We start from the raw sequence: 26,329 nt of genomic DNA on the forward strand, positions 1-26,329 counted from the left end.
ATGACACTGCGGTTGCCGGCCTGGCTCCCCCCGGTCGTAGTGATGTGTGTCGCCGGGCACTTCCCTCTGGGCGACGAGGACGCGGAACGACGCGCCGCCGACGCCTGGTCGGATAAGGCCGAATGGTGTCGTGAACAGGCTGAATATCACGAAGCCAAGGCGAAGCCGCCCGAGGGCTCACACGGCGACACCGTCGCCGCGATCGCCGACAAGCACCGGCGCACGGCCGAGCGCTTCCGACAGCAGGCCACCAATTGCGACAGCCTCGCCAGGCAGCTCTACGAGAGCGCCAACGCCACCGAGCTGCAGAAGATGGTCATCATCAGCATGGCCGTGATCCTGGCCATCCAGCTGGCCCGGTGCGCCCTGATGTTCGCGGCCGGTGGTCCGATCCAGGCCGCCATTGCACAGATGGCGACCCGGACCGCGGCGCAGCGCGCGTGGATGAGGTTCGTGGCGTTCCTTTCCGGACGCGGTGCGGAACTGGCGGCGGAACGCGGCTCGATGGTGCTGCTGCGCAACGGAGTCGTGATGGGAGTAGCGCTGGGCGGCGGCACCCAAGCCGGCGCCCAGGCGATCCAGGTTGCCAAGGGCGACCGCGAACAGATGGATTGGAAATCCATCGGCGTGGCAACGGCCGCCGGCGGTGTCGGTGGCGCCCTCGGCATGCTGTTCGGACTCTGGGCGGGGCCGAAGGTCGCCACCATCGGCGCGAACGCCAACAGCACCGCGGGGCGGGTGGCCCTGCAGCTCGCCGGCACCACCATGGTCGGCGCCGGAGCCGGAGCCGTCGGCGCTCTCGGCGGCACCGCCGTCTCGCTTGTGCTGTCCGACCAGCCGTTCAGCCGCAAGGCCTTCACCGAGGGCCTGATCCCCGGTATGGGTAGCGGATTCATCGGCGCGGCAGCCTTCGCGGCACAGGGGATGCGCAGCCGGGCACCACTTCCCGACACGACTGCCGACCCCGCTGCCGCACCGGAGGTCACCAGGGCCGAGCCGTCGCCTGGTTCGCTCGTCGACGCACTGCGCTCGCATGGCATCGTCACCGCTGACTTCGATCCGAACAACCCCTCCCACACCCATCAGCAACAACAGATCGACAATCTTGTGGCGCTGCTGCGCCAAGCCGGGGCAACCGCGGACGCACCAGCCCGTCCCACACTCCCGTTGAACAATGCCGACTGGCAGCCCGCGAATGTGCCGAATGTGTCGCCCGACAACCTCAACCCGGTCAAGTCTGTCAAGCCGCCCTCCGACGCTGTTGCCACACCTGCTGATCCGGCCCCCGCAGGGACAACGCCGAAAGCTGACGGAGGCAATCAACAACCCGATGTGTCGCCGCCGAAAGAGTACAAGCCGCGTCCGGAGCAGCCGTTCTCCGTGCCGAACAACAGCATGGACTGGGAAGCACCCGCGGGCATGCCCGGCGCCCTGATCGACAACGTCAATCCCGTCAAGACCGTCACCTTCCCCGCGGCCGCCATCGCGTCCACCGTCAACCCGGTCGGCGTGCCGAGCATCGGGACGGATCCGACGTCTGCGGAGGCGCCCGGGTCACGGAACGCTCCCGCCGCACGACCGGATTCCGAGGTCGTCGGCGCCGCTGAAGCTCCTGTCGACGGTGAACTGCCTCCAGCACCGCACGACTCGGATAACAGCACCGCCGAGAACGCGGGCACAGCACGGCAGACCACCGAACATGATCGCTCTGCAGCCGGGCCGGACCACTCGGGGCGACCACACCCCGCGGACACCGGCGAAGGCAGTGCTCGACCGGCAGACGTCGCGCCCGGGTCGGCTCACGGCAACCGGGTCGGCTCCGAGAAATCGCCGGCGGCACCGCATTCGCCGGAGCACGCCGCGGAGCCGGACAACGCCGCCGCCACGGCCCGACCGCATCCCGGCGACCGGGACACGGCGGGCGAGGGGCCGGCCGGGCGAGGCCGCGCCGTCGCGGATGCCCGAGGCGACGATCCGGCGGGCGAGAGGCCGGCCGGGCGAGGCCGCGCCGTCGCGGATGCCCGAAGCGACGATCCGGCGGCCGGGCCGTCGTCATCGGCACGGCAACGAGGTGTCGCAGCGGACGAGGAAGCCGGTCCGCGCCCCGTCACGGCAGACCCGCACGACGCATCAGCGCAACAGAGCCCGGCCGTGCCTGCGACCGAGGGCCAAGGGGCGCCCCGGGTTGCCGACGGAGCCACCGACCCCGAACCGGCCGTGCCCGAGCTGGTACCGGCGGCGGCGCACAAGGAATCGGCCGACGGCCTGTCTTCGGACCACGACGTGTCCCCGAGTATGACGGTCACCATCGACCAGTCGCCCGCTCCACAACGCGGTGATTCCGGTCCGCGCTCCCCCGGCGGGGACAGGTTCGTGGACGCGGGCGGGCAGCAGCGGCAGACCGCGCAGCCGTTGGGCGGCCCGGCGCGACCTGCCGCAGGCGCCCAGCCCGGCACACCCGCTGCCGGTTCGCCCGCTGCTGCCGGAGGCAATCGGCCGCCACGTGTGTCGGCCGCGAAGGCTGCTGCCGCGGAGCGCCCTCCCGCCGTCGAACCGGTCCGAGGAGCGCGCGGGCCGGCCGAGGACGGCCATGCCCCCTCAGGGTCGGCAACCGCCCACGCCACCGACAATGACAACCGGAACACACCACCCTCGGCCGCCGAACCGGAGTCGGAGCACGGTCGCACGGCTGACGGCACCACAGGCGACGAGACCGCGCGAGCCACGCATCCGGACGAGGCGAACGCACCGGAGCACGCACGCGCCGCCGACGACAGCGCAAATGGGCAACAGGCCAAGAGTCATCCCGATGCAGACGAGGCGGGACCATCGCACCCGAGGCCCGGTGAGTCCGACACCAGCGGAGACGATGCCCCCGGCGGCCGTGCGGACGGCGATGGCGCGAGTGAGCAGCGAGCGGAGACGAAATCCGATACCCCCGACGACGCGGACACGCCACCACCCGAGTCCGAACCCACTCGCGCACCGGATGAATCGGATGTTCCGCCCAACGCTCGCGACGAAGACCCCGCCGCGGACGCGCGTGCGAGGGCGAGAGCCGAGGTAGAGCAGCGTAATGCGGCCGAGCGGCAGCAGAACGAGCTGGTGCGCGAACACCACCGGCAGCGTGTCGAAGTGGCGGCCGAGCGCGAGCGGGCCGCCCATGCCGAGATGCAACGGCAGGAGAAGGCCGTACGGGTGGCGGAGCAGCATGAGCGGGCCACCCGCGTCGGCTTCGGCGACGAGATACGCGATCTGTTCGGGCGGGGCACGGCGGAGGATCGAGTGGCCGTCGAAGCCGCGCGGGCCGCTCAGGAACAACTCCGCCAGGCTCAGGCGAGGTTGGCCGAGTGCCGGGATGCGTACGAGGCGGCGGTAGCCCAGCATGACGCTGCAGCCCATGCCAGAGCCCGTGACCTCGTCGAAATCTCGGACAACGCGGGCGTTTCGCTGATGAACGACTACAAGGCTGGGGTGCTCACCGATCGCGACGCTGTGTTCGACGTCGTTGCGCAGGAGCGAGTTCGCGCGTCCTTGGATGCCGGTCGCGCCAACGGGGCGTTGCGAGAGCCGGGCAGCACGGCGGACGGTACGAGCCCGATGGCGAACGCCGCACCGGAGTCGTTGATCGACGCGATGGTGCGGGGATCCATGGAGGAGCGCATCGCGGCGATGACCGAGTGGATTCGCCGGGGCGACGACCGGCATCGGCTGGTGCGAGAGACACAGGCTGCAGCGTTTCTGCTGCTGAAGCACGGTCCGGTCGATATGAAGACAGGCGAGGGCAAGACCATCGTGATGACGATGAAGAAGCTGGCCGATGCCATCGATCACGGCACCGCACATGCATGGACCAGCAGTGACCTGCTCGCCGGTGAGCTGGCCGCTGAGTTCGAGGCGTTCGTGGCGCGGCCGGAGGCGGATATCGGGATCGATGTGGTCCGGATGGATCAGGACGGTCCGTTGCCGGATCCGGTGCCCGGCCGTAGCCGGATCATCGTGGGCACGAAGGAGGACTACCTGTTCCGGGCGTTGAAGGTCGCGGATTCGATGATGAACGAGCTCGCGGCCAGTGGCATGTCGCCCCAAGAGGTGACGGCACTGCGGGACTTCCTCAACACGAAACCGTCGATCGATCTGATCAAGGCGAGGCTGGATACCGCGGCATCCGACCACGGCCTGGACCTCCGGTACGACCCGTTCCCGGCGGGCAAGCTCACCATCGACGAATTCGACACCATCTTCGACGGCAATTCCGAATGCGTACTTTCCCCCGGGGCGGCGGAGGAGGCCCCACCCGAGGTGGTCGCCGAACTGCAGGGGATCTGGGATCGGCTGACGACAGCAGAGCGCGAACACGGCTTGACGGCAGCGGATTTCAAGAGGCCGGAGAACACCCGGGGGATGTGGGCCGCGGAAACGACCCCGGCCGCGGTCGCCAAGCTGGAGAGGGTGGCGGGTGGACCGGTCACCGCCTCGGAGCTGAAGCTGTACGCCGATGCCGCCAACGCCCGCTGGGGGCTGGAGAAGGGCACGCACTACATCACCCGGGCGGACGAAGGCGAGGGCGCGAAGATCGGCATCCTCGCTCACGAAACCAACGACAAGGCGATGTGGGACAGGACGAAGTCGACCGAGGTGCGCTGGCAGGACGTCGGTCAGTTCGTCGACCTCAAGGAAGGGCTGCCGGTCCGGGCGAATCAGGAACATTCGCTGCGCATGTCGGATCAGCAGTTGATCGGCAGCAAGTTGCTGTTCGAGCCGTCTGGTTTGTCCGGGACCATGAAGGGCGTCGAGGGCATCACCTACGACCTGTACGGCGTGGGACCGGTGCCGGAGCTTCCGACTTTCTATACATCGCAACGGGTCGTGGAACCGCCGAAGTTCTACGAGAACACGCATTCGAAACTTACTCAGCTGGCCCGCGACATCGTCAGGGACGCACATGTTGTCGACGGGGAGCAAACGGGCCGTGCGCAGTGGGTCGTGTGCATGGACAACGGCGAAATCCGGGGCGACCCGGATGCCGGGCGGATCGGACTGATCGACCTGCTCCGCACGGCGGCGAAGGAAGAACACGGCGCGGAATTCGAGCTGAAGTTCGAGGTGGTCGATGCGGAATTCTACGCCGAGCACGGCGGTAGCAATGCCGACGCCGAGGCCCTGGTCAGGCAGAAGATCGAGGAATTCGGGGACAAGGGCACCATCTATATCACCAACAAGGACGGAGGCCGCGGCGCCGACCCGACACCGTCGCAGGAGGTGATCGATCTCGGCGGTGTCGACGTCAAGGTCAGCGGCGGGCCGTCGTACTCCGAGCGGGTGAACGACCAGGTCGATGGTCGTGGCGCCCGTGGCGGATCCGGCGACGACCGGGAGCACGGCGGCACCCCGGGTTCGGCGGTGCATTACGTCTCCCCCGAGGACTTTCTGGGCCGGGTCACCGACCACGGCGTCACACAGCAGATCGTCCAGTACACAGAAGCCGTCCAGGCCCACCGGGCCGCCCAGGAACAGCACGAAGCCCTCAACACCGAGGCGACGCGCATCGAACTCAACAGGACCGAAACGGCGCTGCGAAACGCCGAGTCCGACCTGTGGAAGCATGCCGTCCCGGCGATGAAGGACGCCGTCGAGCAGAATCAGCTCGCCTCCAAGTACGCGAGCGCCAACCATGCCAACGCCCCACCCGCGGACGCACATGGCACCGCGACCCAGCAACCCCAGCACCCCCCTCCCCAATCTGCGGGGACCGCGGCTCCGCATGCGACCGGTTCACATGCGACCTCGCACGCGCCTGCCGCCACCCACAACGGCACCCCCGTCCCGACCGCCGCAGGCCTCGCCGCCGGGGCAGCATCCAACCTGGCTTCCGGTAACCCACCGGTCGCAGCCAACCTGCGTGACGAGCACGGCGACAGCACCCTCCGCCACCTCCTGCGGGTGCTGGACGCACCCGGCGGACAGGCGGCCGCACCGTTGCTGCCGGTGGCGCAGGCCGTCCGCGACGCGGCACTCGATCAGGTCGAGTCCCAAGGGATCCCCATCGGCGCCGACGTCGCCGACCACGTGCGCGAGACCGCACGAAATCTGTTGCGCACCAGCCTGGATCAGCTCGATCCGGCGCAGCGGCAACTCGTCACCGACGCCGGGACGGTGCTGCAGCAAGGACGCCGGCTCGAAGACGCGCACACCGCAGCCGTCGCCCAGTTGGTTGCGCAAGTGCCGACCGCCCAGCCCGTCCTCGCGGCCGCTGCGAGCACCACCGTCCCGTTCGACCAACTGCCCGCCGACGACCGCACCGAGACACTGCAACGAGCGCAGCAAGGAGACCAGTCCGCCGCGCAGGCCTTGGACCGCCATTTCGGCCCCGCCACCGCCCAAGCCATGTGTGCCGTACTCAGCGGGGATGCGGAGCACGGCACCCCACCCACGCGGATCCAGCTCTTGGCGCACGCCGTCGCCCGGGCCACGCTCGGCGCCGCCGAAGCCGCCGGCTGGCAAGTCCCTCCGGGCGTCGACATCGGCGACTGGCTGCTCAGCCAGGCGCGGAACACGTGGCTCGACAGCCTCAATCACTTGAATCCCGCCGTACGCCGACTCGTCAACGAAGCGCTCGATCCCAGATCCCGCGGCGACGACCTCACCGACGCTCAGGTCACCCTGTTCGGGTGGGTCGCGCAGGAGATCGCAGTACAGGCAACCGACCCGACCGCCCGGCAACGGCAACCCTCGGCCGAGAACCGCGACCGTGCGAACTCCGCGAGGACGGCCGAGGCCGATCGAAAAACCAAACAGGCCATTGCCCGGCAGTTGTTCAAGAGGTTCGGCATCGAGGTGCTCGGACTGGACAAGCCGGAGATCTCCGTCGACACGGCTCTGTCGATCAGGAATGCGATAGTCGACGGTTTCGCGGCAGGGCAGGAGATCAAGCTCGACGTCGTACTGGTCGCCGCCATGGTCGGCAATACCGGTGCCTGTATCTGGACTCCCGAAGGCATCGAGAAGGACGCCCCGACCTTCATGGTCCTGAACGAGAACCTCTTCGGTGACCCGGAGAGATTCCGGAACACCATGCGAAAGGCGGTGCAGGCAGGCCACCTGATGGCCCCGACCGGCGATCCCGCATACGACGCCGTCAGTCACGAGATGGGCCATCTGCAGGATAGAGCCGCGCGGAAGGGGCTCTACGACGAAAAGCCGATTGCCCATCTACGAGACGGAGCCGTCGAGGGAAAGGACTACGAAGACTCCAAAGAGGCACGAGCATTCGGATTCCTGTACACGCATTTCGCCGAGTTCAAGAAGGCCGGCATGCTGGCACCGGACCTCGATTTCGACGATTGGCTGGGGCAGCTCGATTCGTACAGCACCAGCAGGAAGAAGCTGAAGAAGGGAGAGGAAAACAACCGACTACTTGCGGGCGAAGAGTCGCAGGAGACGGAAATGGGCACTTACGAGCCGAAAATGGGTGACCTCAAGGTATTCAATCCAGCAGAAGCACTGGCCGAGGCGAACAATGCGTTCGGCAGGACCGCACCGGCCGATCGCACACATCCCGCCTACGTCCTGCAAGCCCTGCTTCGCGACATTCCGTATTTCCAGGTGTTGCGGGAAGCCGAACAGCGCAATGCCTTGGTGCAGGCGAACTATCGCGGTCCGGTCCCGACTGCGTCCGATTCCGGCACGAGCATCGCATCCAACGGCCCGGCGGCATCCCTGGCCGCGAGCTGGCGCGCCATGTCCCCCACCGCCCGCGCCGATTACGCGGAACAGCAGATCGCATACTTGAATCCCGACACCGGCTTCGTGCTCGACGAGCTGGCCCGGCTTCAGGCGGAGCACCGCGCCGCGGTCGCATCGACCCCGGATCGCACCGCACAGGCGCCCGAAAGACCAGCGTCCCAGAGCAATTCATCACAGGCGGAGCCCGGACGACCTGACGCCGGGTCGGCATTCCCGCCCGAGTTCTGGCAGCAGCACAGTCAGTCCCACGCGCGCGCAGCTGTCCCGGCCCCGATCCACCTCAGCGACCCCGACGAGCCAGGCAGCGGCGGAATCGCGGAAGCCGAAATGGATACCGCTCTCCCCGAATTCAGTGGTTTGACCCGTCGAGAGCTCGACATCCTGCGCATGAGTGCGCGGGGCCTGTCGTACCGGGATATCAGTGCCGAGATGGGGATCCCGTATTCGCAGCTGTACCGCCACGCCGGAAGCGCCAGCGCCAAGCTCGGCCAGACCAGCCTGGTACGAGCCATCTTCGCAGCAGATCAGGAAGGCTGGCTCGATGACGGCGCCGACGACACCGTTCCGCACGTCGCACTGACTCCGCCGGAAGTTGCCATCCTCCACTTGGCGGCCGACGGGCTCTCCGCCCGTAACATCGCCACAAGACTCGGAATGAACAGATACCGAGTTAGAAACTTCCTGGCGGAACTGCCCGGCAGATTCGATACCACCGGACGCGTCCCGGCCATGCTGGCGGCACACCGGCAAGGATTGCTCGAGAGCGGCCACCACAACCCGTCCGCGGCACTGGATCGCGTCGTTTTGTCGCCGCGCGAACGCCAAGTCCTCGATCTGATGGTAGTGGGCCTACCGGACCGCGCGATCGGTGACGAGTTGGGGATGCCGCTAACGACGGCACGGGGGCACCGATTCCGTCTGCAGGCCAAGCTCGGCACTTCCGATCTCGAGCAGATCAAGGTTCTGGCCGGCCTGCTGCCCGCCGCCGACGAGCCGCGGCCCTCCGCCTTGCCCGGCCACTTCCAGCCCGCTCTGTACAACGCCCTGACGCACGCCGCTCAGCCCGATCCACAGCAACTGCTGGAGCGCGCGACATCGCAGCAGTTGGACCACGCGTTCCATGGACTTACCACTGACGATTGGAATGCACTGCGCTCGGTGAAAGCCGGAGCGGATACGCCCGAAGCTCGCGCGATAGCACTTGCGGCAGCTCACAGACTGGTGACTTTCGTTGGCGCCGAAGATAACTCGGAGCAGGAAAGGATGGCCGCCGCGCTGGCGGACGCGAGCCCGGGGAGCCTCCGGGAAGCACTCGACAGGCTCAACCCAACTCAAAGGGAACTCATTACCAGTCGGTATGCGCGCAACGTACCGCCTGCCCAGTTGGCACCGATACTCGGCTACGACGACGCAACGTTCGACTCCTGGGCTCTCAGCGTTGTTCGGCAGGTAGCCGTGCACATTGCGAACCGAGCCGACGAGTCCGGAGAGCATCCTCGGCCGGAATCGGCAGCCACACCGGTGTACGCGGAAAACGAATGCCTGAATGCGGTCACGCAGTGGCTGGACGACCACGCCCTGGCACGCCTCGCGGAGACCGGAACGCTCGACGACCATTCACCACAGGAACCGAGGGACACCGGTCCCTACACACCCACACAGCTGGACAGGCTGCGGAACATCCTGCATGCCGCCCTCGAGGGCACTGCGCCCGCACCGGAACAGCTGCTGAACGAAGCAGACATCGAGCAGATCGATCGCGCGATGCAGGCGCTCGCCCCCAGCGACCGGTTGAACCTGCATCAGCTCGCGTCCGGCACGAACAGCAAGTCCATCCGCGCGTCGGTTGTCATGTCGGCGCGCCGGATGGTGAATTACCTCGCGGCCGAATACGACACATCGCAGGAGATGCTGGCCGGCACGATAGCCGACGCGGGGCCCGCGGATCTCCTCGACGCGTTGAGCGTACTCAGCTCGCAGCAACGGAAACATGTCACCGGTTTGCTCGCTCGGCCGAAATCGTCTCCCACCGCGGCTTCCGCGCCCGCGAACCATGCCGACTCCGACGCCGACGCGCAGACCGGGCCAGCCGCCCAGCGAATGGCTCGGTACCTAGCGGCCCGATCCGGGACCTCCGCCCCGACGACTCCAGCCGCGGCCACGTCGACCCGTCCGTCGGCCGACAGCACCGCCGAGTACACCAGCTCCGAACTGTTGCAGATCTTCTTGCCCTGGTTGGAGGAATACAAGCGCTTGCAGGAGGAGCTACACCCCCGGTCCACTACGCGCACGAGGCCGGCGCCGGATCGCGACGCCCTGCGGAAGGTCAAGGCCGCCTTCGCCGTCGCTGTCGAGGCGGCCGAGCGAGGCGACACGAGAGAACTCGACAGGCTGCGGACGGCGATCCGGCAGCTGGACAATCACCGTCAGCAACGATGCCTCGAGCTTCGGTACCTGGAGGGTCTCTCGATTCCTGAGATTGCCGCCGTACTGGACGAAAACCTCAGCCGCGGTGCAGTCGAACAGTTGCACCGCCGCGCCGTCCGGGCACTGGCCGCAGTACTCGAGCAGGACGACACCCCGGACGCGACGCCGGACGAGCCGACACCGCCTTCAGTCACGCTCGCGCAGGCGCCGGAACGCGGAATCGAGCCCGGTGTTCGGAGATCGAACGCGCCGGAGGAATTCCCGGATCCCGACGACTTCGGATCAATAAACGACTGGTTTCGTGAACTTCGGCATCATTACAGAATGAAACAGCCAGAGTTCGCTGAATTGTGCGACAGGTCCGTCACGACGATCGTGAACTACGAAAAGGGACGCAGTAGGCCCGATATCACCCTGCTCCGGAGACTTCGTGACCGACTACGTTTCTCCAATGATTCACTGATTGCCGTACTACGACGTTTCCCGAAGCATCCGAATTCAGCGAGCCGGGAATCGGCCACACATCCGCTGATTTGGGAATTTATCGCAGCGCGAGTCGGTAGCGCGATCGAGGCCAAGGCCGAGAAGCTGATTGTGAAGGAATACGCGGGGGTCGCGGAGCAGCTGGCAAGCGGCTGGGATATCTCAGCAGAGCACCGCGCCGAGCTCATGAAGGTTGGCGAAGAGGCGATCGCGGTGGCCTTGCGGAATTTTGTCCCGCCGGGCAACTTCGCTGCCGTGGCGCGATCGTCAGCCCGATACGCCATGCTCAGATCCACCTACTACGCGCCGGCAAACCGTAACGTCGGCGAGCATCGCACTACATCTGGTAATCGCACCGATCCAGTCGCGATCGACCTCGATGATACAGACGAACCGGAAACCCCGAGTGCCGCCCGATCCGACAACGTCGAATCGCTGCGGAATCAGCACGGCGAGGTGATATTCCGGCACTTGCTCCGCGCACTGGGCGTATCCGCGGCACGGGGCATGCAGGTGCCTCCGTCCCAGGTGCGGCTGGCACAAGAGGTCAACGGCGAAGTATTCCGGTACGCCGAAGCGCAAGGCCAGCCCGTTCCAGAGGGCGCGGGTATCCGCGAATGGCTGTACGACATCGCGGAGGATATGCTGGCGCGCAGGCTTTTACAGCGCATCCGCGTGGGGGTGCTCGCCGAATTGCGAGTCGAGCCTGCGACCGAAACCGAGCCTGTTGTCCGCCGGATCGCCGCGGCACCTGCGGACCGGCTCGAGCGGGCCTTGAATCGGCTTTCCCTCAACCAAAGAGCATGGTTGTATCGCAGATTCGGACTGGAGTTGGGCCGGGCGGAGGCCGCGTCCATACCGCCGTTCAAGAGCTACGGGCCCCAGTTGTTGGTCGACTTGGACCGGGCCGCGATCCAGCGGTTGGCACAGCTGGTCGGCGACGTCGAGGCGCGCGGCGAGGAGCAACAAGGCGCGCCCTCCGAGTTCCCGTCGGCCGACGTCCACGGTACTCCGCGGGCATCGACAGAAAAGCCGCGATCGGAAACGCCGCCTCGGGGCAAACGGCGATCCCGCGTCGAACAGCTGGTGAAGGTGCTCATCGACGCGCACCGCGACAACCGGAAGGCCTTCGAAGCGGGCCTCGAGGTACTCGAGCCTGCCGATCAGGAGTTTGTCCGACTCCGGGTACAGCAGGGGCTGACCCTCGAAGAGTCCGCGGCGGCACTGGAAAAGACGCCTGCCAGAACGAGATCCATACAGTCCCGAGCCACGCGCCTACTGGCGCTGAAACTCTTCGGGCACCTCCCGTCGGCCGGAGAACGACTGAGGCCCGCAATGCCGGAAGACGACGAGCAGCGTCCGGCATCCACCGGGGCACCGGCGCAACGAGGCCGGATCGCGCGGGGTGAGCAGCTGGTGCAGGTACTGCGGATCGCCCGCCGCGACAACCGCGAACTGTTCGACGCCCGCGTACGGGAGCGTCTCTCGCCTGCGGAAGCGCGACTCGTCGAGCTCCGCGTCGGCCAACGGTTGCCGCTGTCCGAGATTGCGCCATTGATGGGCAATGCCGTCAGCACCGCGAAGAACCTGCAGTCGAGAGCCTTCCATCGATTGGCGAACCAGCTGTTCGGGCATCCTCCCGTGGTCGGGGAGAGATTGCCGGACAGCGCCGCGGCCCCGGGCCAGCAGCACGAACCAACAGCTGTTCCCGCAACGAATCCGGCGGCCGACGATGTTCGTTCGATTTCCACTGCCCCGCCGAACTCGGAATCGAACTCGGCTCGGAACGCACTGGCCGACCGGCTCGGTCTGAGGCCGGACCAGGTGAGCCGGGGATCGGTCCGTTTGGCGGTCGCCCTCCTGACGGAGCAGATACAGGCCATGAGGCCTGCCGCGGTGGGTGCCGTCGACGGACGCGCGGTCGTGCGGTGGACCGCAGCCCAACTCGAATTGCATTCCGATCAGGAGGCGGCGACCCGCCACAGTGCCGAGCTCGGGGCATCCGACGTCGAGGAGTCGCATGGCCGAGCCTCGGACGATGCACCAGCGGACCCGCTGGGACAGCGGGATTTCGACGACCGGCGCCGCAGGCTCGACCGCGACCTGCAGGAACTACTCGGGCTGCGGGAACTGAACCCTCCCCGTCCGATGAGTACCGGCGAGGTACTGGCCGAACTGCATTGGGTCGCGGGAGTGACACATTCGCCGGAGTTCGGGGATCTGGTAGACGCGATCGAATTGTTCCTGGGTACAGGCTCCGAGCAGCAGGCACCCGTCCCCCTCGACGCGGTCCAAATACACGCTCTGCGCACCCAATTGGCGCAGAACCTGGGGATCGACCCGGACGACGTGACCCCTGGGTATGCCGAAATCGTTGCTGCCGACGACGCGATCGCACCGCAAACTCGCCGACTGGCTGCCCGTTATCGGAGACTCGACCCGGACGAAGCCGCACGGAAACCCTCAGCGGCCGATGTAGCCCGGTTGGCGCGTGTGACAGCGTCAACCGTCAGCCGTGCGTTCAACGGACGATCCGACTCGAGAAAGCGGTGGCACAGCGAGTCCATGCAGGGCATCTTGGTCGCGGCCCAGCACTTGGGTGTCCTCCCCGATCGAGAAGATATGGCAGCGCTGATCGATCCGGCCTATGTCGAGCAGCGCCTGCGTCCCGCGCGGTGGGTCGGGGACGAATTCGTCCCGGCGAGCATCAAGCCACAACCGCGCCGCGACGAGGTGGCCGCGGCAGCAGGAACAGAGCTGGCCGTCGTCCGCGACGCAGAGAAGGGTGTCGGGGAGCCTGACGTCATCAGTCGGGTATGCCGGGCCGCCGACGAGGTCGGATACTGGTACCACCCGGACGGACCGATGGCAGTCGCCGCGGCGGCAGCCTCCGGCACACAGAGACCGGACGCTGATGAAAGCGCGACGGCCGCGCATACCCCCGCAGATGTCGCCACGGCCCTGCAGAACAGCCTGCCTGGCGCGGTCGAGCAGGTACTCGACCAGATCGATGTCGAACTGCGATCGATGACCGACTCCGAGCGCCGCGACGCCACCGGCCGAGCCGACCTCGCCCGGCTCCCCGGCTGGGTGGTCGACCGGCTCGCCCACGAAGCCGAAGCCCAGCGACTCGCCCGCCAGACAACCACCCCCGACCAGCGTGCTCAATGGCAAGGCCGCGCAGAACGACTCGACCACGAACTCGCGCACATCCTCGGCTTGCCCGAGCCGGGAACCGGATGGACCGACCGCATCAGCAGCGACCCGCTGCACCACCTTCGCGCCCTCACGCGCCGCCCGGACGCGCCCGCCGAACTCCTTCACCTGGTCGACACCGCCACCCGATGCCTGAATCTGCAGGAGATCGCCGCGGCCGTCGAACCGCTGCACCAGGCGCTGGCCGACTGGCCCATCGCCGAACACATCGATCGGGCCGCCGCCATCGCCTGGGAACTCGCGTCGCAAGCCCGCGCCGACGGCGGCGGGACACCCGGAATCTCCGCTGCCATCCACGGACAACCAGGCCAGCGCTGGATCGAGATCCACGTCGGCGACGACAGCCGCACCCTGCCGGCGCGCGAGAGCGGCGACCGCCCCGGGTGGCGCGCCGTCGACCTCCTCGACACACACACCGAAACCTGGGGATGGACGCTCCCCCGCAACAGCGGAAAACAAGTCTGGTTCAAGCTTTTCGAAACCGCCGACACCAGCGACCCCTCGCAACCACCCCACGACCTCATCCTCGATCTGTCCATACCGCAGGACTCCTTGCGACAGGGCCCGAGCCTCGCGCGGCGAGCAGTACGACAGCGCTTGCGGCAGGCCGGTCACCCTGATCCCTTCGACCTGACCGTCCTCATATCCGACCTCGTCCAAAACGTCTACCGCTACGCCGACCAAGGCGACGCCAGGGTACGAATCCGGATCGACGGAAACACGATTCGCGTCGGAATCACCGATACCAGCCGTGGCCTACCCGCACGACAAGAGGCAACCACCCAGGGCACCGTCAGCGCCGCCGCTTTCACCGATGACCAAGCCGCCGAATGGGACGAAACCGGGATCGCCGCCGACACCCACGGTTTCTTCCTCGGCATGCTCGAATCAATGGCCTCGGTCTGGGGCGTGATCCTGGAACGCGCCGGCGGCAAAACCATCTGGCTCGAAGTGCCGATGCCGCCATCTACGGCATCCGGCACCACGACCGATCAACCACCGAACACACCCACGTCCGATCCGGACACTCCCGGATCGATCGGCATCGACCTCAGCGCCATCGACCTGACCGGACTCGGCCCGGACCCTTCGACCGCCAGCTCGGCCCCCGATCCCACCGACGCGAACGACGAGACGCAGAACCGGTCCACCCCACCCACGGACACCGACAGTCGGCGCCCGCCGACGCCCGGCACCCGGATCGACCCGGTCGCCCTCGCCCTCGACCCCGATGAACCCAACGCGCCGGACCCCGCCACACCGGAACCGCCCGAACAGCCGGCTTCCACCCAACGAGCGTCGACGAACCCGAACGAACACGATCCGGCTGCACTGCCCACAACCCAGGAACTGGTCGCGGATCCGGAAAAACTGAAGACGTTGCGGCAGGAAGTCGACGCACTGCGGCGGCAACTCCTCGAGCTCAGCAACGGACGCGCGGATCTGTCAAGCGCGGCAGCGGTGGACAGGATGCTGGGGGCGCTGCTGCAACTCGGGCGAGAAGGCAAGCTGAACCCCCGCCAGGCCCGCGCGCTCCCGCTGGTCGATGAGTATCGCGAGAAGTCCGGTCTCCTCGACGACGCCGAACGTGTCCGCGGCGAATACCGGGAACACAAGGCGAATGCCGCTCGCCGGACGGATCAGCCGGAAGGCGCCAGGCCGACCACCTCCCACGGACCCGACCCCGTCGCTATCGACCTCGACCCCGACGAAAGCACACCCGCAGACCGGCAGCCCGACAACGCGGAATCCCGTGAAACCGAACAGTTGCGGGCACTCCGTGGTGCGATCGCCGCGAGACTGGCCGGTGCAGCGGATGTTTCGAGCGATCCCGTGCTGAATCGAGCACCCGCTCTGATCGATGAACTGGTGGCCGCGCGGCGCCGGCCGGATGCGCAGGTCCCGGCGGAACGGCTGCGGTTGCTGGAGCAGTTCGCGCATCAGATGTCGGCATGGCTGGCCTGCGCGGACGAAGCCGCCGAGGCAAACGCCGCCTACGAGCAAGGGCTGCGGGAAGGGACGCCTGCCGTCCTGCGGGGTCGGCAGGACGCCGCGGAGATCCGGCTCGGATCGGCTCTCGCCGTCGTCGCGGAGGTCTGGGCACAGACCCGCACCCGAACAGACACGCCGATCATGACACGGCCCGCGCACCACCTCGGGCCAGAAGAGACAAACCGGCTGCGCGACGTGGCCGAAAAGATCTTCGGGGAGATGGTGGCCGCGGGGGCAGCGCTCGATGCCGTGAACACCACCGACCGCCAACAGCTCGCCGAGGCCACACGACGCTATGACGCACTCCGAGATATGTCGCAGTGGCTGGAGGAACTGCTGACCTTCGCGGAGCAATTGGATACGACACGGATAGGCCGGGAGCGCCTCTCGTTCCTGCTCGACCACTTCCGCGCGATCTCAGAATTGTTGGCGGCGACCCAGATGCGCGACACCGCGGCCGCCGCCCTGGCCGGTGCGACCGATCGAGAACGACGACTCGCGCAAGCCGCCGAGAACTACGGCGTGGCCGACCGCGGGGTCCGCGCTCTCGCGGAGATGCTGGGCGAACCGCGGCATCGCGCGACGACCACTCCCCCGGCGACGCAACCCGGCGCACCCGTCATCTGGCCCGGCGCGGACGGACAACCCGACTTCATCGCACAGACGCAGCCCCGGCAGCACGGTCTAACCGAGCCAGATCCCGGCGAGTCAGCGTCGCCCGATCGAACCCCCGAGGACCGCGCAGCGCAGCCCGGATCGGACCATCCACGGGGCGACCATGTCGAGGAACCCCGCGACTCCGAGGAAACCGCACCGCGGCGCTATGTCGAACAGAACCTGATGGTGGAGGATCTGGGTACGGTCGCGGCAGCGAGCGATCGAGGCAGGCACGCGCACAACGAGGACGCCTTCGCCCTGATCCGAGTGAATGTCGGTGGCGAAGAGGCCACCGCACTGATCGTGAACGACGGTCTCTCCCGGCCGAAGGGTGGTCATCGCGCCTCGGCCGCCGCCAAGGCGGCCGCCCACGATTTCGTGGTGGCGGCGCTGCGGCGGGCCGACCGCGACGGCCGGATCGATCCGGTAGCCGTGGTCGAGGGCGCCGTGGCCGCCGCCCAGGAGGCGGTTCTCGCCTTGCCCCCGGAGTCTCCCGCGGACAAGCCGCCCGCCACCACGATCGTGGTCGCGTTGATGGAGTCGGGACGGCTCACCGTCGACTGGGTGGGCGACAGCCGCGCGTACTGGATTCCGCTGGACGGCGGCCCGCCGATACCGCTGACCAGGGACGACTCGAAGGTCCAAGATGTGCTGGATGTTTTCGACGACACCACTCGCGAAGAAGCCGAACACTCGCCGATCGGCGGCCCAGGCCTCACCCACAACCTGGGCCGGTCGCTGGACGGGCTGAAACCGCGCGAGAAGGCCCGAGACATACGCGGCGACGGTGTGGTCCTGGTGCTGACGGACGGCGTGTGGGAACCGATCAGCCCCGACGACCCCGAACCCATCGCGGCCATCGTCCGGCGGTCGCTCGCCGAGGCCCCGGGCGATCTCGGCGCCGTCACGCGCGCACTGGTACGGGCAGGCATCGAAGCGGGTACGGCCGACGACGTGACCGCCGCGGCGGGATTCCTGTCGGCCGCGAACATCGACACCCCCGCGAATACGGCGACAGACCAGGACGGGCCCGCGACCCCGACCGATCGCGGCGCCGACCCCGTCGCGATCGACCTCGATCCGGACGAAGCAGATGCCACGCCGGTCGGGTCACGACAACCCGGCACCACCGCGCCGCGGAACTCGCCGGATAACGCTGGGGCACAGCCGGGCCCACAGCACGGCACGACTGGCGAGGCGAACACCGCCGGCAGAGTCGGCACCCCGTGGGACAGCGCACTGCGGCTGCGGCAGGTCCTCGAGCAGCATGTCGCGAGCGGACGACCGGAACTCGCGAGCGCCCTGCTTCGGCAACGATTCGAGACCGCGATGCCTCGGCTCGCAACCGATTTCGGGCAGCAGGAAGCGCACCACATTGCCGACGAGGTGTGCGCGACGGCGATCGCACGCCTCAGGCAGCTCGGTAACCGGAATATCGAGCTGTGGTTGAACAACATCGCGCGAGAGGTCATCTGGAACCATCGCAGTATCGCGGACCCCTGGTACAGCATCCGGGAGTTCGTTGCCGAATGCGCACGACTCGAGCAAACCGATCCACTGGTCCGGGTGCTGGCCGAAGCCCGAACCACGGACGTGCGGCGTATCCTGGAGGGGTTGCCGAGCCACCGGCGTGACCGTTTGATCCGCGCCTTCTGGCCCACGGGTCCGGGCACATCACCTACCGCGCCTGACGGCACCGAATCCGATCGTGATGCGCTCTGGGTCGCAGCGCGCCAATTGGTCACAGCGGTGGCGACCGCGGCGAACTATCCTGCCCAGCTGCCGGTTCGGGCCGCCAGCGGCGCACCTCGGATCGGCCGATTCAGCTCCACCGCGACGACGTCCTCGCCCTGGCTCACCAGCAGGGAACTCGAGGTGCTCAACCTGATCTACCAGGGTTTGACCCCTGCGGAGATCGGGAGACGGCTGGGCGTCGACCCGAAGGCGGTCACGAACTACCAGAAGAGTGCGGCCAAGAAGTTGGGTACCACCGGCGCGATCCGGACGGTCCTGGCGGCCAAGCGGCAGGGGTTCGTCCACGACGGAAATCGACCACCAGCCGGTACGGTCCGCCTGGACCGCGAGCAACGACAACTTCTCCAGTTGATGGCCGATGGCCTCACGGATCAGGCCATCGCCGAGGTGCTGGGCGTGGCCAAGCTCACCGTCAAGCGCCGCCGGGCCCGGATCGGCGCCGTACTCGGCGAGACGAAGCGAACTCCGATGCTGATGAAAGCCGTGCGGCTGGGAGCCTTCGACGAACCTGCGAGCGAAGACACCACGCCGAGCGCACCCCGCAGACCGGGCACCGTCGCCATCGATCTCGGCGACCCCGACGAACCTGCACCCGTCACACCCCAACCGTCGCGCGCCGCTGGACCGGCGAAGCAATCAGCGCAGGGCACCGCGACGCCCGGCGCCACCCCGTGGGCTCGACCCGCACGGAGCGAGACACCACCGGGAACCGCAGCACTCGATGTGAGCGTTTCACGGCCCGGTGCTCTGCTGCGCCGAGTGCAGGAGGCGGAGCTGGCCCGGTACCTCTACGGTCGGCCGGAGGTCAAGGCCGCGGCGGTCGCGGTGCTGGACCGGCTGGAGACGGTGATCAAGGGCCTGTTCCAGGACGTGCTCGAGGATCTGCCCGCGACGGAGCGGGACAAGCGGATCCGAGCGGTTTTCGACGCGTCCGCGCGGCCGTGGTGGGGCGGCATGGTGTTGCCGTCGGTGCCGATGGACGAGCTGAAGCGCGAAGGAAACCTGCGCGAACTGATGTCGGCCATGCTCAACGCCATGATTCGCAACGCCGAGCTGGGAGAAGCAGGCGTGGGCCTGACTTTGGACCAGGGCATCGCCCGGTACATGAATCAGACGCAGGAGTGGCGACGGAGCAAAGCGCGCGAACTGGGGCTGGACTTCGACGCGCTGGAGGCCGTTCGCGCGGCCGTTCTCGAGGACAAGCAGCCCGGAGAACCGATCACCTGGAAAGACCTCAACCCGGTCGAGTACGTGCGGAGACACGACGACGTGGCCGATCGGGCCTACGCGGAGTACGAGCGGCGAAACGCGGCATTCCCCGAACGGACGTCGGAAGTGCCACATCTCATTCCCACTTCCCGGGATGCCGCCGCGCTGGGCATGCCGCTGTCTGTGCGCGAATTCGCCGCACTACCGGAGCGGCGAGTGCTGCGGATCAGCAAACTCGACCTCGAGGGCAGCGCCGCAATTCCCCGTCTCGACGACGGGCGCGTCGATACCTCCCGGTTGGAAGCCCAGCTGCGCGAACACGACGACTCTGTCGCCTACGTCGCGCCCACCTACGTGCTCGACCCGCGCGGACATCGAATCATCGATGACGAGGGTTACCGCATCGCATCGATCAGCGTCTACCACGATGAGGGCACTGTCGGTCCCGAGGAAGCCTTCGCCCTCGACCACTCCGAACGGGTCATTCAGCTCCCGTGGCGACCGGGTTACGTCTACGTCGACCCCGACGAGAGCAACGACGACATCCGCAGGCCGGCCGAGCAGGAAATCCCCTCGAACGCCGTCATTTCCGGCACCGCCACCCGGATGCTCGCCCGTTTCGACTGGCTGCGCCCGCCGGGCGTCTCCCGGCACGACTTCATTGCGGCGTTGATCGCCTTCATGCTTCCCCACCAGCACACGGTGCCCGAGATCGTGCGGGGCTTGGAGATGGCGGGCGTGCTTATGGGCGACGACCCGGAGTCGATGTATCGCACGATCATCGAACAGTTCGGCCCCCGGCAGCTACCCGACCGCACGCCGCATGCCGAGCCGAGTGATACAAAACGGCAGCCGGCACGGACACCGTGGCAGCAATCCGAATCTCCATCCACTGCTCGGCCGGATCCGGCCGCATCGGATCCTCGAACAGACGGCTGGACACCGTGGAAGGACAGAGCGTCCCTCGCCGAGGCCGTGCGCAACGCAGACAGCACTCGGAAAGAGGTCGCGCCGCACGCTCGGTCGGATCCGCAGGCACCGCCGACCACCGCGGGCACCAATTCGTTCGACGAATGGATCCAGGAGCTTCGAGACCTGGGAATCGACACCGAACAGATGACGTCGGATCTGACGGAAATCTGGGACCATCTGCGCCTGGACCCGAAAGTCCACGCGATGTTCGTGAACAAAATTCAGGAGCTCATGGATGAGTCCCCGGATGCGTCGAGGCCCAATTTCCTCCGCTACGGACCGCCGGACATGACTGGACGGGAACTCGTGTCCGCCATCGCGAACGAGGCGCGAGGACTCATCGAGACATCGGCGATGGGACACATCGCCGAGCAAGAAGTACCTCATAACGTTCGCATCGCCTACCAGAACGTGGCGGGGACGCTCGAACTCGCCCGAATCAGGTCGGCCCGACAAGAGTTCCGGGTGCTCACTCGACTTGTGCAAGGCAAGACCTATAAAGAAACCGCGGCGGAACTCGAAATAACGCCGTGGGCGGTGCAGAGACACGCCACGTCGATCTACGCCAAATTCGGCGTAGAGGGGCGCAACGAGCTGGAAGCGGCGATCCGAGCCCGCCACGCCGGCAGCACCGCCGCGGCCGCCCCGCGCAATCCGGCCGCGCCGACCGAGACCACCGATCAGGCATCGCAGACCGACAAATCAGCGCGCCGCCCGGGGGGCATCGACCCCGTAGCGATCGACCTCGACGATCCGGACGAGCCAGCGGGCAACGAGCCCGCTGAGGGGCCGGCCCCCGCCCACCGCCCCCGGCCCGATTTCCCGCACCGCGAACACCCGGTGAAGCTCCCCGGCCGAACCGAGGACGTCGGCGGGGACGCGGTATCGCGGTTGAGCCCGGCGGAGGTCGGTGTATGGCTACACGACGAACTGCGCCGACTGACGCGCAATCCCGACGTCGAGGTCCATGGATTCGACCGGCCCGATCTCGACCCGGAGACTATCCGTGAGATCGCCCGGGCTCTCGTCGACATGGCCACGCAGCACCCGCAGGTCGATATCGGCAGCATCGACATCGACTGGCTCTCGCCGAAGACGGGCGGGGCGGCGATGTCGAAGACCGATCCCATCACCGGTTTCGTCACAACCGAACGTGTGATATTCAACGTCGACTTAGCCACGAGTCCGAACAAACTCCGTCGGTGGATGCAGAACCGAATCGACTCCGGGATGGCGCATCCCAGCATGGCCGGCCGTCCCGCGTATGCGATCGTCGTGCACGAGTTCGGCCACATGCTCGACTACGCGGGACGGACCGACGCTCGATACCGTGCCGACGAGACGCTGTTCGATCATTACAAGGCAAATCGTCTGGGAGAGAGTACTTACGCGGCGTACACGGCCTGGCTGCGCCGCTACCTGACCGCCTACAGCTTCGACAAGAACGGCTATTTCAATTCGACCGAGGCGTTGGCCGAGGCCTTCGTCGATGTCGTGCTCAACGGCCGCGACAGGGTCAGCGAGCCGGTGGGGCTGCTCTATGACCTACTGGTGGACTCCGTCGCTGCACCCCGGACGACGGCCGACAGCGGCGAGGTGGACCACTCACCGGCCCCCGAGCCCGAGCAGGAGATTACACAGGTCATCGGCCAGATGCGCGACCTGGAGAGTGCGTTCGGGCAACTGGCCGACACCGCCGGAATGATCGACCTGCCCTCGCTGCTTCGTATCCGCGCGGAATTGCACGCCCTCCTGGACGACCGACTGGCAGCCCGCCCGGATACCGCGCGCCGACACGATCAGACGATTGCCAGGCTGCGGGATTTGACCTCTCGCTCGGACCTCGCCGAGAGCGATATCCGAACGCTCGCCGAGATCGTCCCGATGAAACGCAGCCGAATGTCAGGGTTGTTGCCCGGGGTGAATGATCGGTACGCCCAAGCGCTGCTCGCGGCGGCACGTTCGCTGCTCGCTGATCTCGACGCCGACCGGCCCTCGCGCGTGATCGTGGACATGGCTATCAGCGAATTCTTCTCCGGCCTCCGTGCCGCGGTCGACGATGTCGCGCGAAAGTTGCACTCCGGCAGTGGCTCCGCGTGGACCGTACAACGCTTGCTGGACAACAGCCGTTCGATGCTGTCCGCTGCCGAGGCCGCTCGGCAGGCCATCACCGACGGGTGGCGCCGCATCCCTGAGGATCGGCTGCTGCCGCTGTTGTCGGAACTCGCCCGAGGCCGGCTCATTCGAGATGACGTCATCGATGCCGTCATCGCCAGATTCCCCGCGCCGCTGGGTGTGTCGGGCGGCGCCTCGGAAGCACTGCGCCGGGCAGAGAATGCGGTGTTGCGCAGCTACACCGAAGCCGCGGTGCGCGGGTATGTGTTCGGGGAGCAAGACGCTCGGACCATAACGGCCTTCGAAGAGGCCACAGCGAGGGTGCGCGCTGCGGTGGGATTGTCAGAGACCGATCGGGACCTGTCCGCCGAGGTGCGCGACGCCGTGGTCCGGGTCCTCTCTCCGAACGGTGCCCCCACCTCCAGCACCACACAACCGTCGACGCACACAGGAACGACCCCGGGCAATAGCGCCGACCCCGTCGCAATCGACCTCGGCGACGGTGACGAGCACGAACCCACCCCCCCGATCGACAACGCCGAGTCTCCTGACCCGTCGGCCGCGCGGACGAGTAGGACAGCAACCGAGATCGTGGCCGCCCTGGAGCACGCCGACTGGCTGCCGATGGAGGTCAGGGCCGCTGTCGGTGATAACCGGCGAGCGTTGGCCCGGCGTGTGGACAGACTCCCCGATCTGCAGCGAGAATGCCTGCGTCAGAAGCTTGTCGAGGGGCACACGACCGCTGCGGCGGCCAGCCTTCTGGGCAAGAGCCGCGGGGCCGTCGCCATGGCCTACCGCCGCGCCATGGCGAGCTTGTCCGAGATGCTGCCGCCCGGTTCACTGGCTTGGCTGCAGGCCCCGCAGAAGACAGCGCAGAGTCAGGCGGTCGAGCAGGACAAGACCGCCGACGCGACCGCACCGCCCGTGATCTCCGAAGAAGACGCGGCGCTCGACGACGAAATACGTGAGCTGGAGCGTGCGCTCGGCATCGAGACCGATGCCGAGCGCACACTCGAGCTGACGTTGTATATGGACGACAAATTCCGGAACGTTGCCATCGCGGCGGGTGTGTCTCGGCCCGAGTTGCTTTTCGGACGTATGGAGTGGCTGAGCTGGCTGGAAGCTCGCCACTACGCCGAACAGCATCTCGGCGATGAGCTGAGCGTGGAGTTCATCCTGAAATTGCATGAGCTGCTCGGGCGGCGGATGGCACCGGAGTCGGCAGGAAAGCTCGGCGGCCCGGACGGGATGGCCGCGGACGTCGCAGCGATGTGCGACTGGTTCAACGCCGCAGTGAGCAACCCCGACACGGATCCCTACGAAGTAGCCACAGACCTCGAGCTGTGGAGCATTTCCGGGCATCACGAGGAGGGCGACTATCACCGTCGGCTCTCCAGGATCCTGCTGAATTGGGCGCTCGAAAAGCAAGGGAAGCCCGCCAGCGCCATTCCGGAGTTCGACGAAGATCTCATGCGGGACGACTGGGTGGACACCGTCAAGGCGGGAAGCTTGCGGTTCCGACTGCTCGAAGCCCAGGTGGAACAATCCGCGGGTATCGCGGATCCGGTGGCACTGCTCGGTCTCGTCGGTGCGCGAGAGCGCTACCGTCGCATGGGTGGAAGGCCCGCGCCGTTCGTGCCGGGAGAAGAGCACGATGCCCTCGCCTGCAAGCGACTGCTGGCCACGCTGCTGTCGGACGCGCCGCTGCCCGAAACCGACGAGCAGGTCCTGGCAATCGTCGACCGATCGCTGCGTGACGGCCCGAATGGGGGCGGCGACACAGCGCCCCAGCCGGATAGCACCCCGCACGAACCCGCAAAGCCGACATCATCCGGTAGCCGCGTCGACCCCGTCGCCATCCACCTCGGCGATAGCGATGAGTCCAAGCGAACGACAGCCTGGTCCGCAGAGCCGAGCCGGACCACCGACGAGACGGTGCCACTGCCGGAATCCCTGATCGAGCCCGCGGACGACACTCCGCCGCACGCGCCCGGTGCTCGGATGTCCGCCACCGAATTCGCCGCGCGGCTTGCCGCGGCCGAACGCTCCGGGCCGCCTGTTCGGACCAGCCCGAGCCATATGTACAGCCAGAACAGCATCACGGAGCTGCTCACCTATCCCGACGGTTTCGCGGTGGTCGAGAAGAGCTCGCTGTCGGCCCAGGCCCGTGCCGCCGAGATCCTGGTGTCAGCGATCGGCTATGCGGTCGAGGCGCCCGTACCGCCGGTGATCCCCGCTCCCGACCGTGCCGATGCCGTGCTGATGCCGTGGCTGCCGGGCGACGCCGACCTGGACATCAATGCGCTGGAGGCGTTGCGGAACCATCCGGACGCGCGCCAATTGGGTTTCCTCGATGTGCTGGTCGACAATTGGGACCGACTGGAGAACGTGTTGCGCGACGGAGACCACTACTACGGCTTGGACCACGCGTACGCCCTGGAACGGCCGCTGGACCCGAGTTCGAGCCCGCTGTCGCAGCTCTACGTCAGTGATGTCGACATCCACAGCGAAGCCGATCCGTACGAATGGGTGACCAACGACCGTAACCTGTCGGAACTCGATCGGTACCGGCGCGCCATCGCCATGCAGCAATCGCTGTTCGTGGTGTACGGATCCGTGGACGGGTATCGCCGCGTGCTCGCGCGACAGGACAAGATGTGGGAGCACTCTCGCGACATCGCCGCGCCACAGAAGAAGCCAGTCGCTCAGAGCTCGGACGAGACACCGCCGGATGCCGACCAAGCTGTGGCCGACGCTCGCAAGATCGCCGAGTTCTGGCGGAATTTCCAGGAGTTCTTGGTCCGCAGCGGGATCGTCGCGGCGTCGGACCCGGCCCTCGATGCACTGGCCCTGGCCCGTACATCGGATGTCCGGGACGCCTTGACCACCCTTACCGAACGCCAACGACGTCTCATCGAGCGGTATTGGCCGCTTCTGTCGAATGACCCGGCTACCGGGCAGCCAGAACCCGGCGGTCTGGAGACCGACCCAGCCGAAGTGCTGGATGCGACCCGCGCGCTCGCGATCGCCGCGCTGGCGGAGATCCCCACAACGGAATCCGACACCGTCGCCATCGACCTCGACGGGGATATCGGAGAAGAGTCGGCAACTGCTGAGACCAACGACGTCCAGCAAGCGATCCGTCGGCTCGAACAGGCGCTCGGAATACGCACCGACGCCGAGCGTGCACTCGAACTCGGGCTGTTCATGGAGGACAGCTACCGGGAAATCGCTCTCGTCGCCGGCCAGGACCGCCCGGAGGATATTTTCGATGGTCCTGAAGGATGGGCGAGCTGGCTCGATGCCAGGCACTTCATCGAACAGTGCCTCGTGGAGGATACCGAGCAGGATCTGACCGTTGATTTTCTGCTGGAGGTCCACCGCAGGCTTACTATTCGGCACCATCCCGAGATGGTGGGCCAGTTCCGGGTGGACCCCGGAGGCTTCGGCTGGCTGAGGTCACCGCTGACCGCGGACGAGATCTCCGCAGTCGAGCAAAACCCACAGCTGACGCACGTACCGGGACCATTCAGCCCCGGTCCGTATGGAGTCGTCCTCGAGCCCCTGCACCCCGGCCGACCCGGAGCGACGACGGTACGCCGGTTGGAGGTGCCACCGACCGAGGAAGAGTTGACAGCCATTGCGGCCGATCCGCTGCGCGCGTTCCGGGGCCCGGAACAGCAGACAGTCGAGCACGGAGCGCTCCTCTACCCAGCGTTCGGCGGTGCAGAAGGCACGCGCGCCGCGCTGGAGCAGG

1 protein-coding gene (cut by a window edge) is annotated in these 26,329 nt (G+C 67.2%); it reads left to right on the forward strand.

Annotated features, from left to right (window positions below; translation table 11 throughout):
- Nucleotides 1-26,329, forward strand: partial view of a LuxR C-terminal-related transcriptional regulator gene (locus ABZ824_RS19920; protein WP_356964669.1) — the 5' portion only. 12,536 nt of this gene lie beyond the right edge of the window; 26,329 of the gene's 38,865 nt are visible here — the first part of the coding sequence; it begins with the start codon at nucleotides 1-3; the stop codon falls past the right edge of the window.

The organism is Nocardia sp. NPDC047038 (genome assembly GCF_040644075.1).
GTDB lineage: Bacteria > Actinomycetota > Actinomycetes > Mycobacteriales > Mycobacteriaceae > Nocardia > Nocardia sichangensis.